12 protein-coding genes are annotated in these 14521 nt (G+C 55.1%); 6 read left to right on the forward strand and 6 right to left on the reverse strand.

The genetic code is table 11. The features are described 5' to 3' along the window. The 4 genes from glpX to ACOVRA_RS01960 form a co-directional block, all read right to left on the reverse strand. Positions 1–829: class II fructose-bisphosphatase (gene glpX / locus ACOVRA_RS01945; protein WP_421718833.1), on the reverse strand; the 829-nt coding region annotated here is incomplete at its 3' end. A gap of 48 nt (positions 830–877) precedes the next feature. Next, positions 878–2149, reverse strand: coding sequence for a homoserine dehydrogenase (locus ACOVRA_RS01950; protein ID WP_421718834.1), 1272 nt, complete (start codon positions 2147–2149; stop codon positions 878–880). 58 nt (positions 2150–2207) lie between these two features. Beyond that, positions 2208–3401, reverse strand: a complete 1194-nt coding sequence (locus tag ACOVRA_RS01955; protein ID WP_290803997.1) for an LL-diaminopimelate aminotransferase — start codon at positions 3399–3401, stop codon at positions 2208–2210. Positions 3402–3472: 71 nt separating this feature from the next. After that, positions 3473–3946 (reverse strand): hypothetical protein, encoded by a 474-nt coding sequence (locus ACOVRA_RS01960; RefSeq protein WP_421718835.1) that lies wholly within the window; start codon positions 3944–3946, stop codon positions 3473–3475. Positions 3947–4166: 220 nt separating this feature from the next. Between ACOVRA_RS01960 and phaC the strand changes: the two genes are divergently transcribed. The 5 genes from phaC to ACOVRA_RS01985 all read left to right on the forward strand — a co-directional run bounded on the left by phaC (position 4167) and on the right by ACOVRA_RS01985 (position 11008). Continuing rightward, positions 4167–6077, forward strand: a complete 1911-nt coding sequence (gene phaC, locus ACOVRA_RS01965; protein WP_421718836.1) for a class I poly(R)-hydroxyalkanoic acid synthase — start codon at positions 4167–4169, stop codon at positions 6075–6077. Positions 6078–6152: 75 nt separating this feature from the next. After that, positions 6153–7646, forward strand: coding sequence for a cryptochrome/photolyase family protein (locus tag ACOVRA_RS01970; RefSeq protein ID WP_421718837.1), 1494 nt, complete (start codon positions 6153–6155; stop codon positions 7644–7646). Further along, positions 7643–8983 (forward strand): NAD(P)/FAD-dependent oxidoreductase, encoded by a 1341-nt coding sequence (locus ACOVRA_RS01975; protein ID WP_421718838.1) that lies wholly within the window; start codon positions 7643–7645, stop codon positions 8981–8983. Before ACOVRA_RS01970 ends, ACOVRA_RS01975 begins: the two co-directional genes overlap by 4 nt. Before the next feature lie 5 nt (positions 8984–8988). Beyond that, the gene (locus ACOVRA_RS01980; protein WP_421718839.1) at positions 8989–9774 is read left to right on the forward strand and encodes a DUF1365 domain-containing protein; all 786 of its coding nucleotides are present in this window, start codon (positions 8989–8991) and stop codon (positions 9772–9774) included. After that, positions 9767–11008, forward strand: a complete 1242-nt coding sequence (locus tag ACOVRA_RS01985) for a class I SAM-dependent methyltransferase (protein WP_421718840.1) — start codon at positions 9767–9769, stop codon at positions 11006–11008. Before ACOVRA_RS01980 ends, ACOVRA_RS01985 begins: the two co-directional genes overlap by 8 nt. A gap of 74 nt (positions 11009–11082) precedes the next feature. Here ACOVRA_RS01985 and ACOVRA_RS01990 read toward each other — a convergent pair whose 3' ends face one another. After that, a complete protein-coding gene (locus tag ACOVRA_RS01990) occupies positions 11083–12537 on the reverse strand; it encodes a coniferyl aldehyde dehydrogenase (protein ID WP_421718864.1) in 1455 nt (484 codons plus the stop codon). A gap of 176 nt (positions 12538–12713) precedes the next feature. Between ACOVRA_RS01990 and ACOVRA_RS01995 the strand changes: the two genes are divergently transcribed. Then, entirely contained in the window at positions 12714–13769 is a 1056-nt protein-coding gene (locus ACOVRA_RS01995) for a GGDEF domain-containing protein (RefSeq protein WP_421718841.1), read from the forward strand. Between the two features lie 5 nt (positions 13770–13774). Here the strand turns inward: ACOVRA_RS01995 and recO are convergent, their stop codons facing one another. After that, complete coding sequence (recO, locus tag ACOVRA_RS02000) at positions 13775–14512, reverse strand: DNA repair protein RecO (protein WP_421718842.1); 738 nt, start codon at positions 14510–14512, stop codon at positions 13775–13777. Between the last annotated feature and the right edge of the window lie 9 nt (positions 14513–14521).

The raw sequence follows: 14521 nt of genomic DNA on the forward strand, positions 1-14521 counted from the left end.
CGCCTGTGGCAGAGAAGACCACGTCGGTGGAGACCAATTCGTCCAATTGATAGGTACGGCTAAAGTCGGTGATGCCGATCCGGCGGGCGCGGCCCTTTTCGTCCTCATTGCGGAAAACCAGACGACCTTGGAATTGCCCACCAACGCATTTGAGGGCTGCTGCTGCCAACACGCCTTCGGGTGCGCCGCCTTGGCCCAAATAGAGGTCGATCCCGGTTTCGGGGTCTGTCGTATAGATAACGCCAGCAACATCGCCATCAGTAATCAAATGGACCCGCGCGCCAACCGAACGCAAGCTTTCGATAATGCCGCTATGGCGCGGACGGTCGAGGACGCAAACGCCAATCTCTTGCGGCTCAACGCCTTTGGCCTTGGCCAAAGCGATGACGTTTTCCGCTGGCGTACGGTCAATATCCACAACACCCAAGGGCAGACCGGGGCCAACCGCGATTTTGTCCATATAGGTGTCTGGTGCATATAAGAGCCCGCCCTTCGGCGCGATGGCCAAAACGGCCAAGGCATTGGGCATGGCTTTTGCCGTCAAAGTTGTGCCTTCCAACGGATCGAGCGCAATATCAAACTCCGCGCCTTCACCAGTCCCGACTTCCTCGCCGATATAGAGCATGGGCGCTTCATCGCGCTCGCCCTCACCGATAACAACGCGACCTTTCATGGCGATGGCGTTGAGGCCCGTCCGCATGGCGTCCACAGCCAATTGATCGGCGGCTTTTTCGTCACCCCGACCAATGCCACGATAGGAAGCAATGGCGGCGGCCTCCGTAGCTGCCAAAGCACCTGCGGCGATATCAGGAGGAAGGTTTACGGTCATACAAGGTCCAACTTTACTAAAGATCAGGAATAGGCCGAATGGCCTCAATTAGTCTTCCAGAGGCATCAAGACGGGTGCCTCAACGAGGACATCCAGTCGAGAAAGCTCAGCCAAGGCGTCCAACAAATCCTGTTCGGCCATGGGCTGGGTGGTCAGCACGATGGGTACACGCGCTGCATCTTCGGGGGGCTTTTGCAGGAAGCTTTCGATGGAAACAAGGTGTTTTGCCAGCGTATCGGTGATTTTCGCGATGGTTCCAGCCCGATCAGGAACGCGCAGACGAACATAAAATTTCGAGTTCGCCAAAAGCCCACCCGTGGCTGCGGTCAATTGATTGGCTTGACCTGGGCCAGAGAACACGGGGCGGGAATCTTCATGCGACAAGTCGATCAAATCGCCAGCCACAGCCGAAGCGGTCGGACCCGCGCCAGCGCCTGCCCCGACAAGTGACAGGCGCCCCACAGGGTCTGCATCAATCACCACAGCATTTAACGGGCCATTGACGCGGGCAATCGGATGATCTTGCGCCAGCAAAGTTGGACGCACCGATTGAATCACACTGTCTCCCACGCGGGCAGCTTTGGCCAACAATTTCACACGGCGGCCCAAGAATTTGGCGCTTTCCAAATCAATCGGCTCAATCGCTTGAATGCCTTCCAGACGCAGCGCTTTAAAGTTCGGCGCGCCACCAAAAGCAATGGCGGAAAGAATGGCGAGCTTATGACCTGCGTCGGCCCCAGAGACATCAAGCGTTGGATCGGCTTCGGCATAGCCCAAGCGCTGCGCATCGGTCAAAACGTCGCCGAAGCTGCGCCCGGTCAGGTCCATCTCCGTCAGAATGTAGTTGCAGGTGCCATTCAAAACGCCACTGACTGCCGAAATGTGATTGGCGGCCAAGCCTTCACGCAAGGCCTTGATGACGGGGATGCCACCCGCAACGGCCGCTTCATAGCGAATTTCTGCGCCATTTTTGGCTGCGAGGGCGGCCAGCGCTGCCCCATGTTCTGCCAACAGCGCCTTATTGGCGGTGACAACATGCTTGCCAGCCGAAAGCGCAGCTTCCACGGCAGCCTTGGCACTGCCTTCAGAACCGCCCATCAGTTCGACAAACACATCAATGTCTGGGCTTTTCGCCAGCGCCACCGGATCATCAAACCAAGCAATGTCGGAAATATCGACCTCGCGCGTCCGCCCTCTGGTACGGGCCGAAACGCCTGTGACTTTCACGGTCGACGCCAAGGGCCCCTGCCCGTATGCCAGCTTCAAAAGCCCGCCACCAACTGTGCCGAGGCCGGCGATCCCAATTCTCAAGACACCCATGTAAAACTCTCTATCAGGCCCAATGGCCCGTTGATGACGACACTTGAGCAGTGCAAGCCTAAAGCGACCCGCTCTCCTCGGTCAAAAACTTCCGAACCGCGCGCGCGGCTTGGCGAATTCGTTGCTCATTCTCTACCAGAGCAATGCGGACATATTCGTCGCCATATTCACCAAAGCCTGCCCCCGGGGCGACCGCGACGCCAGCCTTTTCCACCAATCTTTTGGAGAATTCAACTGAACCAAGACCGCGGAATTTTTCTGGGATCAAAGACCAAGCAAACATAGACGCCTGGGGTTCCGGCACGTTCCAGCCTGCGCGCGAAAATGAGTCGATCAGCGCATCGCGGCGCGCCTTATAAATGCCCCGCATCTCAGCCACACAATCTTGCGGCCCATTCAGTGCTTCCACAGCGGCGACTTGCACCGGGGTGTAAGCCCCATAGTCCAGATAGGACTTGACCCGCGCCAAGGCTGCAATCACGCGTTCATTGCCTAAGGCAAAGCCAACGCGGAAACCGGCCATGGAATAGGTCTTCGACAATGTATTGACCTCCACCACCACATCCTTGGCACCTTCAACTTGCAGGATGCTGGGGGGCGGCTTGGATTCGTCAAAATAAATTTCCGAGTAGGCCATGTCGGAGATCACCAGCATATTGTGCTTTTTCGCGAGCGCGACGACTTCTTTATAATAGTCGAGCTCAACCACTTGAGCAGTTGGGTTGGCTGGATAGCAGACGATCATCGCAATGGGCGGCGGCACGGAGTGGCGAACAGCCCGGCTAATGCCAGCCAAATATTGTTCGGGACTATGGGCCTCAATCGAGCGAATAACGCCACCGGCCATGATGAATCCAAACGCATGGATCGGATAAGACGGATTGGGCGCAATGACCACATCGCCGGGCGCACAAATGGCTTGCGCCAAATTGGCAAAGCCTTCCTTCGAGCCCAATGTGGCGACAATCTCGGTGTCTGGATTGAGCTTGACGCCAAATCGGCGGTCATAATAGCCCGCCATCGCACGACGCAGGCCCGGAATACCGCGCGACGCCGAGTAGCGGTTGCTGCGGGGCTTACGCGCCGTTTCAACCAATTTTTCAACAATATGTTCTGGCACGGGCAAATCAGGATTGCCCATACCAAAGTCGATTATGTCGGTGCCTGTTGCCCGCAGGCGGGCTTTGAGTTTGTTGACTTCCTCAAACACATATGGCGGGAGGCGCTTAATCTTATAAAAATCGCCGATCATGGCGGAAAACCTTTTTATCACTTGGGACCTTATGGCCCCTTTTATCAGGGTAGATGCTCTATCGCGCGAAACTAGGTTGGAGGCAGACGCGCGATGTCCGCCTCCATTTTTGCTCGTGCGGCTGCCGCCCAAGCGTCGGACTCCGCGTTGGTTTGGGTGGTCTGAGCTGAGGCAGTATTTGTCTCAATCGCTTGCTTTTCAGCCTTTGCCCAAGTCTGATCGATCTCACCGGCAGCAACTGGCTTGGAACCAGGATTGGCTTGCATAATCTTAGCATCGGCCTGCAAACCTGCCTGCAAATCGGCCCAAGACTTTTGGCTTGGCAAATTTGTTGGGGCGTCTGGGATCTTAGTTAAATCTGGATAGTCACCGGGCTTCAGGACGGCACTGGCGGAGCGGATCGTGTCGGGCAAAAAACCTTCCTCTTGGCCGAGCGTCTGACACGCACCGAGCGGCAGGACAATGAGCCCCAGCGCGAGCATCATCGGCACGCGCCCGATCAGGCGTAGACGTTGGACGTGGGCTGGTGTCGCTTTCATCGGCATCGCCGCAGCACTTTCCTGTGTCACATCAAGGGGAGCGGCAGTGCATCCCGATCTAAACGCGTCATGTTACCGCTCAAGGTTTAGAGCCATAAGCAGTGGAAGTTCCAGCCGCAAATCGCTACAGTGTTTTATTGCGCCGCTGCGGTGTTTGCTGCAAGGCAAAGAGTGCATAAATTCATGATAATCGCGGCGAATTGGCAGAAAAGACGGGGCAAGGATAATGGCTAAACACAAATCGGATGGCCAAGATGCTGAGAAGGCCCGCAAGAGCGCTGCTGCCGAGCCACCACCTGCCAAACCCAGTGAAGCCGCAAGCTTGATGGATGCCCTGCAAGCCCAGAATCTTGAGAGCCTTGAAACCCTGACCCGAAATTTGGGTGACGCAGTTACCCGCATGGGCGCGCTGGGTGCGACGGCTGTTGATGGCGTGATGGCCGATGATGCGCGGCCCTTGCGCGCAGACCCTTATGGGCTTGCACCTTATGCCGCCGATGTCGCAACGCGGCTTGCTGGCAATCCTGAGAAGCTGATGGCTGCCCATCAACAGCTTTGGCAGGGCTTTGCCGAAATCTGGGCCGACTCCATTAAATCCAGTCTCGGGGACGGTGCCGCAGAGGCCAAGCCTGACCCCAAATATGCCGATAAGCGCTTTGCCGATCCCGATTGGCACAATTTGCCGATGTTCAATCTGCTCCAAAAAACCTATTTGCATACCGCTAATTGGTTCACGGGCCTTATTGATCATGTGGATGGCATTGATGATATGACGCGCCGCAAGGCGACTTTCTTCAACAAGCAATTTGCCGACGCTTTTGCGCCCTCCAATTTTTTGATGACCAATCCGGTTGCGCTGCGCGAGGCCTTGCGCACCGGCGGGCAAAGTGTGGTGCGCGGTCTGGCCAATCTTGAACAAGACCTCAAGCGCGGACATGGCCGCCTCACTCCGGCTCAAGTCGATGAGCGACCCTTTAAGATCGGCGAGAATATCGCCATCACACCGGGCAAAGTCATTCATCGCGGCGAGATTTTGGAGATCATCCAATATGATCCGGTGACGCCAACTGTCTTTGCGACGCCCATCCTGTTTTTCCCGCCTTGGATCAATAAATTCTACATCTTGGACATGCGCCAGGACAATTCGATGGTGAAATGGCTGACCGAACAAGGCCATAGCGTCTTTGTCGTCTCCTGGCTCAATCCGGGCGTGGAACATGCCGAAAAGACGTTTGAGGATTATTCCCGTCTGGGCATTTATGAAGCGCTCGACGTCGTCACCAAGGCCACGGGACAGGATAAGGTCAATACGGTAGGCTATTGTATCGGCGGCACGCTTCTGGCCTCGACGATGGCCGTGATGGCCCAGACTGGAGACAAACGGATCAATTCGGCCACGTTCTTTGCTTCTCAGTCTGACTTTGAAGAAGCTGGCGATTTGAAGGTCTTCACCGATGATGCCGCCATCCAATATATCAAGGATGAGATTGAACATGCGGGCGGGGTCTTGGATGCCACGGTCATGGGCGAGACGTTCAATTTCTTGCGCGCCAATGACCTCGTCTGGTCGTTTGTGGTCAATAATTATCTGATGGGCAAAGACCCCAAGCCCTTTGATCTTCTGTTCTGGAATGCAGACCAGACACGCATGCCAAAAGCCCTGCACCTCTATTATCTGGACAATTTCTACCGGCAGAACCGGTTAGGACGCGGCGAGATGACCCTTTCGGGCTATCGTCTCAATCTCAAAGACGTGGAGACGCCGATTTATATGCAGTCCTCGAAAGAGGATCATATCGCGCCTTGGCGGTCGATTTATCGCGGCGCGAAGCTGTTTGGCGGCCCAGTACGGATGATCCTTGCAGGATCTGGCCATATTGCAGGCGTGATCAATCACCCTGAAGCTAAGAAATATCAGCATTGGTTACCGCCCGAAACCATGACCGAGCTGCCAGATACGTCTGATCAATGGCAGGCGAAACTGGTGGAATTTAAAGGCTCGTGGTGGCCCGATTGGGCCAAGTGGTTGGGCGAACGCTCTGGCGCACAAGTGCCTGCCCGCGTGCCCGGTGACGGGGGTGTAAAAGTAATCGGCGATGCGCCCGGGACCTATGTGCTGGTAAAATCGTCGGACTAAGGTGCGGCGCTGGCCTGATCTCGCCTTAAACAGCCAATAGCAATCCGGCCCGAAGCTTCAGACGTAGATAGTCACATGCAACCTGCCCAATCTGGCCCTAACCCGCCTGCGCGCCCGTCCCTTGTCTGGTTTCGCGAAGACTTGCGGATAGATGATCACCCGGCTTTAGCGGCAGCTGCTCAAGCTGGCCCAGTCTGCGCTGTCTATATTCTCGAAGAGGGTGCGGATTTAGGTCGGCCCTTAGGTGGCGCGTTGAAGTGGTGGCTGCATCACAGCCTCACAAGCCTACTGGCAAGCCTTGCTGAGCACGGCATCGAACTGATCCTGTTACGGGGCGATCCGCGCCAATTGATACCCACCCTCGCTAAGTCCTTGGGTGCCGAGTCCGTCCATTGGAACCGGCGCTATTATGCTTGGTCGCGGCCTGTCGATGCCGCCATCAAAGCCGACTTGACAGGCTTAGGCGTCCAAGTCGGCACGCATAAAGCCTATGTTCTGACCGAACCTTGGGAGATCAAGACCGGTTCTGGCGGCAATTTCAAAGTCTTCACGCCGTTTTTTAGAGCAGCCCAATCCAGTTGTGACGCGTGGGCCGAGCATGCGGCCCCTGCCCCAAAGCTCACGGGTTGCACATCCTCCCAGATAAATTCAGCAGCCTTGGACGACTGGGACCTGTTGCCGATAGCACCCGATTGGTCTGGTGGCCTATCTCAGACTTGGCAGCCTGGAGAGGTTGGCGCACACAAACGGCTCAAACATTTTATCGAAAAAGCGCTTTTGGGCTATGGCGAGGGGCGAAATATCCCCAGTAAACCAGCCACTTCCTTTTTATCCCCACACCTACATTTCGGTGAAATCTCTATCCGACGGGTGTGGAATGCGGCGCGTGCAGCCATGCGAGCCAATCCTGCCCTACAGCACGACGGGCAAGTCTTTTTGTCTGAACTCGGTTGGCGGGAATTCTCTACGCAGCTGATTTATCATTATGAAGACTTCCCGCAGGAAAGCTGGAAAGAGGCCTTCCGCAGCTTCCCATGGAAAAATGATTCATCCGCTGTGCGGGCTTGGCAGCGCGGACAAACAGGTTACCCCATTGTGGACGCAGGCATGCGTCAATTATGGAAGACAGGTTGGATGCATAATCGGGTTCGCATGATTGTCGCCTCCTTCTTGGTGAAGCATTTGTTGCAAGATTGGCGCGCGGGTGAAGCTTGGTTCTGGGATACGTTGGTGGATGCCGATGTCGCCAATAATGCGGCTGGTTGGCAATGGGTTGCGGGCTGTGGCGCAGATGCTGCGCCCTATTTCCGTATCTTCAACCCAATGTCGCAAGGCGAGAAGTTTGACCCAGATGGCCACTATGTTCGCACATGGGTGCCAGAACTGGCAAAACTACCCAACAAATATCTACACCGCCCGTTTGAAGCGCCAACTGAAATCTTGCGGCTTTCGGGCGTTCATCTCGGGCGCACCTATCCGCTTCCCATCGTCAATCATGAAAAAGGCCGCAAGCAGGCACTCGATGCCCTCGCCAGCCTCAAGCAGACCCATTCTGGAGACCTAGTATGAAGATCGCAATCATTGGCACAGGGATTACAGGACTGTCTGCCGCTTGGGCCCTGAAGGACCAGCATGACGTGACGTTGTTTGAGAAAGAAGGCCGCCTTGGCGGGCATTCCAACACCGTGACGGTTGATTATGACGGCAAGAAACTCGACGTGGATACCGGATTCATTGTCTATAATGCGCTGAATTACCCCAATCTGATCGCCTTGTTTGAAGCCTTAAAGGTGCCGACACAGCAGTCGGACATGAGCTTTTCCGTGCGCGATGGCCGCCCGGGCAGCGAATGGGGTTCTGACGGTGCGCCGGGCTATTTTGCGTGGAAGCGGAACGCGTTCGACCTCAATCATTGGGCCCTTTTGGCCGATATGTTGCGCTTTAATTCCCAAGCCCAAAAGGATGTGCAGGACCCCATTTTGCATACCCTCTCGCTGGGCGACTATAGTGCGCGGCTGGGCCTGTCGCAGCGCTTTTTAGAGCGCTATCTGGTGCCAATGGGTGCCGCCATCTGGTCAACGCCTGAAAAGGGCATGTTGGATTATCCCGCTGCAAGCTTTGTCCGCTTCTTCAACAATCACCGCCTCGTGCATTTTGAGCGACCCAATTGGCGCACGGTCACGGGTGGCTCACGCCGCTATGTCGAGAAGTTTTCAGAAAGCTTGGGCGACCGCGTTCGTCTCAACGCGGCTGTTACCCAAGTTCGCCGCGATGCAAACGGTGTCGACGTGGTGGTTGGCGGGACCACGCATCGCTTTGATGAAGTTGTTCTTGCTTGCCATTCCGACGAGGCGCTTGCCCTTTTGGCTGACGCTTCAGCGCAGGAGCGCGACATTTTAGGTGCGGTCCGCTATGCGCCCAATGAAGCGATCTTGCACCGCGATGCCAGCTATATGCCGACCCGCAAAGCGGCTTGGGCGAGCTGGAATGTCTCGCGCGGCGATCCCGATGCGCCCATCGAGCTGACCTATTGGATGAACCGCCTGCAAGGCCAAGACGCCAATTGCCCGTTGTTTGTAACTTTGAACCCCGCCAAGCCAATTGATCCGGCGAACGTATTTGCCCGCTTCAATTATGCGCACCCGCAATTTGACGCACCAGCGGCAAAAGCCCAACGGCAAATCCTGTCGATTCAAGGCGTCAATAAAACGTGGTTTGCAGGTGCTTGGCAGGGTTATGGTTTCCACGAAGATGGCTTGCGGGCCGGACTGCGGGTGGCTCTGAAACTGGGTGGGCAGATCCCTTGGACATTTGTGGATGACGATATTCTGCGCGATGCACCCCAATCGTCCACAAAAACAGATACACAGGGTGCCTCTGTCCTAGAAGCAGAACCCGCCCTGTGACAGACATGACCCATCCTGGCTTGATGCGCGGTCGGACCATTCACGTCCGATTTCAGCCGTTTGAGCATCGCTTGGCTTATGACCTCTATCAGGTCTTAATCAACGTCGATGACCCCGGCAGCCAAGTTCGTGGCCTTAAATGGATGGCGCATAATCGGTTTGCGCCGTTGGCCTTTTACGACAAGGATCATGGCGACCGAACCGGTGCGCCCTTGCGGGGCTGGGTCGAAGCGCAATTGGCCGCGGCTAAGATCGCCTATGACGGTGGCCCCATCCATTTATTGACCTTCCCGCGTGTGCTGGGCTTTGTATTCAATCCAATCTCCGTTTTCTTGGCCTATCACCGCGACCTGAGTTTGGCAGCGGTGATTTATGAGGTGAACAACACCTTTGGCGAGACCCACAGCTATGTCGCCCCGGCCAGCGGCCAGATGGTTCAGCACCAAGAAGCCGACAAAATCTTCCACGTCTCGCCTTTCTTTGATGTATCTGGCCGTTATGCGTTTACCCTGCGGACAAGTGGCGAGACCCTCTCCTTGACCATCGACAAGTTTTCAGATGCAGTTCGCGATCATCTGGCCACGCTGAAATTGCGTAGAGAGGCAATGAACGACAAAAATCTGGCGCGAGCTTTTTTTGCCATCCCGTTCTTGACGTTCAAAGTTGTCTTAGGCATTCACTGGGAGGCCTTGAAATTATTAGTAAAAGGTGCACGCTACCACCACAAACCAAAACCTCCCATTGCCGCCAGTGTTGCCAGATTAAGCAGGATTCCATCGCCCCATGAGTGACGATCAAAACGCAAATACCTTGTTGATGACGCCAAAGCTGGCGCGTCAACTTCGCCAAGTCCCGATGGCCTTCAAGATGGCGGCGGTCGCGATGAGCAATATTGTGGAAGGGGAAATTCGGGTTTGGCTGCCAGATGGGCGCGAATTGATTTTCCAAGGCCACAAGCCCGGCAAAAGCGCTGTCCTTCAGATCAAGAATTTCAGCTTCATCAAGCGCGTGGCCGCCCAAGGTGATATTGGCTTTGCAGAAGGCTTGATGGCCGGTGAATGGGACACGCCAGACCTCGCCGTTTTGCTAGAGGTCTTCTCGTCCAACTTGGATCTGATGCCAAAGCTTTTGATCGGCGGTCCCCTGTGGGCGGTGATCAATAATTTCCGCCACAAATTCCTCAAGCGGAACACCAAGACCGGATCGAAGAAGAATATTCTGGCCCATTATGATCTGGGCAATAATTTCTATTCGCGTTGGCTGGATCCCAGCATGACTTATTCTTCGGCCGTCTATGAAAAGGACGGCCAAGATTTGACCAGCGCGCAAATGAACAAATATCGCGCCTTGGCAGAGCAAGTTAGCCTGAAGGCCGGACAGCATGTGCTGGAGATTGGCTGTGGCTGGGGCGGCTTCGCCGAATTTGCCGCCCGCGAATATGGCGCGCGCGTGACGGGCGTTACGATCTCCGAAGAGCAATTTAAGTATGCGACCGAACGTTTGGCCAAGGCGGGCTTAAGCCACTTGGCCGAAATCCAGCTCATGGATTATCGCGACATCAAAGGCCAGTTTGATGCCGTGGTTTCGATCGAAATGTTTGAAGCGGTCGGCGAACAATATTGGTCGACCTATTTTGATAAGGTCAATTCGGTTCTGAAGCCCGGCGGTAAAGCAGGCCTGCAAATCATTACGATTGATGAGCGCTTGTTTGAAGACTATCGCAGCCGAGCAGACTTCATTCAAAGCTATGTTTTCCCTGGCGGCATGTTGCCCAGCGTCCCCCGTTTGAAACTGGAAGTGGCACGCGCTGGCTTAGTCTGGCAGAGCACGGCGGCTTTTGGTCTCTCCTATGCCGACACCTTGGCGGCTTGGGCAAAGACCTTTTTGGCAGAATGGATCCACATCAAAGACATGGGTTTTGACGAGCGGTTCAAGCAATTGTGGCGCTTCTATTTGGCCTATTGCGAAGCAGGCTTCCGGACTGGCCGCATCGATGTCGGTCATTTCTCGATGGTCAAGCCATAAGGCGTTCAACCAAACATAAAAAAGGGCGCGAGACCAATGGTCCCGCGCCTTTTTCATTTTGAAACAAACGTTTCTTAGCGCTTGATTTGACTAGCAATATAGTCGCGCACGCCCTTGCCATAGGGTGGACGCAACGCCTTCATCGGCCCCAAATCCTTTTTCAACTGGCTATAAACCGAGCGCGCATGGCTGAATTCCTTAAAGCCATCATGGCCATGGTAAGAGCCCATGCCGGACGGGCCAATACCGCCGAATGGCAAATCTTCCATGGCGATATGGAAGATCACATCATTGACCGTCACCCCGCCCGATGTCGTGTTGGTCAGAACATATTCTTGTTCACTTGGGTCAGCCCCAAAGTAATAAAGGCCAAGCGGGCGATCATTGGCATTCACATAGCCGACCGCTTCTTTGACATCCGAATAGGTCTTAATCGGAAGCACGGGGCCAAAGATTTCTTCTTGCATGATGCTCATGTCTTCGGTGGTATCCAGCACTAGGGTTGGCGGAATCTTGCGGCCATTCTGGGTGGAGAAGTCTTCGCCCGCCGGATTAATCTCGACAATCGTCGCGCCCTTTTCTTTCGCATCGGTCAGCAAAGCTTGGATACGATCAAAATGGCGTGGTGAGATGATGGCGGTATAGTCTGGATTATCGCGCAGCTTTGGATACATAGACGTAACCGACTTGGTCAAAGCGCCAACCAATTCGTCGCGCTTTTCAGTTGGCACCAACAAATAGTCTGGAGCCAAGCAGATTTGGCCAGCGTTCAAGGTCTTGCCTGCCATGATCCGGTCTGCGGTGGTTGCAACGTCAGCTGAGCGGGAGACGATCACTGGGCTCTTGCCACCCAATTCGAGCGTCACAGGCACAAGGTTTTCAGAGGCGGCGCGCATGATGTGGCGCCCAATGGACGTGCCGCCGGTAAAGATCATGTGGTCGAACGCCAAACGCGAGAAAGCTTGGCCAACATCAGGCCCACCGGTGATCACGGCGATTTCTTCTTCCGAAAAGGCCTTGGCAAACATCTGACGCAAGAGTTCAGAAGTTACAGGCGTCAATTCCGATGGTTTGATCATAGCACGATTGCCAGCGGCCAAAATCTGGGCGAGCGGGGCAAAGGTCAGATTTACCGGGAAATTCCAAGGCGCAATAATGCCCACGACGCCCTTAGGCTGATAGCGGACCTCAGCCTTCGCACCGAGCAAGCCCAAAAGAGAGGGTGAGGTTTTGCGCTTTTCTGGGCGCATCCATTTTGCCAGATTCGCCTTGGCATCTTTAAGAGGGCCAAGCGAGCTTGCCACGTCTGTGATCAAGCTGGTTTCACGCGCACGGCACGAGAAATCCTCTGACAAGGCATCGGCGATTTGCTCGGCATGATCTACCAGCAGGCCAATACAACGATCGATACGATTGATCCGGACTTCGGCGGAGGGAATGCCATCGCGCAATTGGGCAGCCTTTTGCATGGCCAAAATCTGATTCAATCTCGCAATAGTCTCGCCGTCTCCGCGTACTGAGAAGGTCATGTCGTTCATGATGCTGGCTCCCTAAGTCTTTTATTTGCGCCGCATGGCACTTTTTCAGCGGTAACTATGCGCATGAATTGCAGTTTTTTCCAAGCCTGCAAGTAAAATTAGTCTTCGCGTTTACGCAATCTCCATACTGCCACTCCTATAAAGTAATCAAAGCAATAGGTCGCGTGGTGAAAAAAGTGGTTGAAAGCCTAATCGGTGAACAGGGGATGATGGTAGCGGATGCTGCGCTGAAATCGCTTAAAGAGCGAAAAATCACGCCTTCGCCTGAGAATTACGCCATTTGGCTGGCCTATCACTCCTCCGTTCAAGCAGCCCTACGTGCCGAACTCGACATGATGATCGCTGGCAAGCGTGCAATTGACGACCAAGTCTGCGATCAGCTCTACATCAAATATTTTGAAGATGTCGCCATCGGGTCGCGGATGATGAAAGCCGGCGGCAAAATCGCTGCCGAGATGGAAGATGTCCGCAAAGGCTTGTTGAAGGCTGGGGTCAAAACAAAGGCCTATGGCGAACAATTGGAAGTGGCCAAGCGCGAGCTCGCGAAAACAGACAGCCCGCTGATCACGCGCGAATTGGTCGATAGCCTGGTTGGCGCAACCGGTGAAATGGCGGCTCAGTCGAAGCATCTTGAAACCAAGCTCGCCGAATCAAGCGTTGAGATTGAAGCCTTGCGCGTGCAGTTGGAACAAGTTCGGATCGAAGCGGCGACAGATTCATTGACGGGTCTCGCAAATCGCAAGGAATTTGACACACGTCTCTTGGACATGTGCAACGCGTCTGATCGTGGTTCCGGCCCGGTGACCGTCATTATGGCCGATATCGACCTCTTTAAGCGCATCAATGATACATTCGGTCACCAGACTGGCGACCAAGTCATTCGCTTTGTTGCCACCGTTATGGACCGCGCCAAGCCCAAAGGCGGCATTGTCGCGCGCTTAGGCGGCGAAGAATTTGCGATGATCGCGCCAATGACAGACCGGAAAACCGCGATGGCGATTGCAGAGAAAATCCGCCAAGCTGTCGAAAGCAAACGTCTGGTGCGTCGCGCTTCAAATGAGGACTTGGGTAAAATCACGGTGTCCCTAGGTGTTTCCCAACGTCGCCCCGGCGAGAAACCAACTGACATGGTCGAGCGCGCTGACGCGGCCCTCTATGCTTCCAAGCGCAATGGCCGCAATCGGGTCAGCCAAGAAGAACTCACAAAAGCCAAAGCGGCTTAATTTCGCTACAGCCTGCCTGTTTTGCCTAAGGCAAAGATTAGGCGTGCGCGTGCTTCTGGCATGGTCTTGCGCACAGGGTTGAGCAATTCACGTTCAATGAAATGGCCCATCAGGGCAAATCCGTCCGCGACATCTCCACTGACAGGTCTGTTCTGCCCACCCAGCAGGAAAGGCGGCAGGACCAATAATTTGTCGGCAAATGGCTCGCCCGCAGCGCGAGACGCGGCGCGGCCCGTCTTGGGGCTCACCCAAGCAAGGTCATCGTGCGATCCTGTCAAAGCACATTGAGACAGATCCAACCCATAGCCCATTTCCGCCAATAGCCCCATCTCCCAGCGAATATAAAGCGCGGGCCAGGCTTGGGTATCGCTGAGGGCTTGCAGGAGAATTTCGCTGGCTTCAAACAGGCCCACACAAGGCTGACGTTCGGGGGCAACTTCTAAGAGTAAGGTCGCCACGCAAGACAAGGCCGCCAGCGCGGCAGCATCCTCCATGACATCAGCAGGCCCGCCGCCCCTGCCCTCCATCTCATCAAAGAAACCAAGCTGGTCTTCAAGACGAGACTTCCACGCGACATGCAGGCGGGTGCCGGGTTCAATCAAGGCACGCTTGCGCTTGCCTGCTCCGCCATAGACAAGCCCTGAGGCCCGACCAACTTGATCGCTGAGGACATCCAAAATGACGTCATTCTCGCCAAAGCGGCGCGCCGACAAGGCGATGGCGTTACCCGTCCACGCGCTCATCTCCGACCT

It is taken from the genome of Aquidulcibacter sp. (assembly GCF_049239865.1).
GTDB lineage: Bacteria > Pseudomonadota > Alphaproteobacteria > Caulobacterales > Aquidulcibacteraceae > Aquidulcibacter.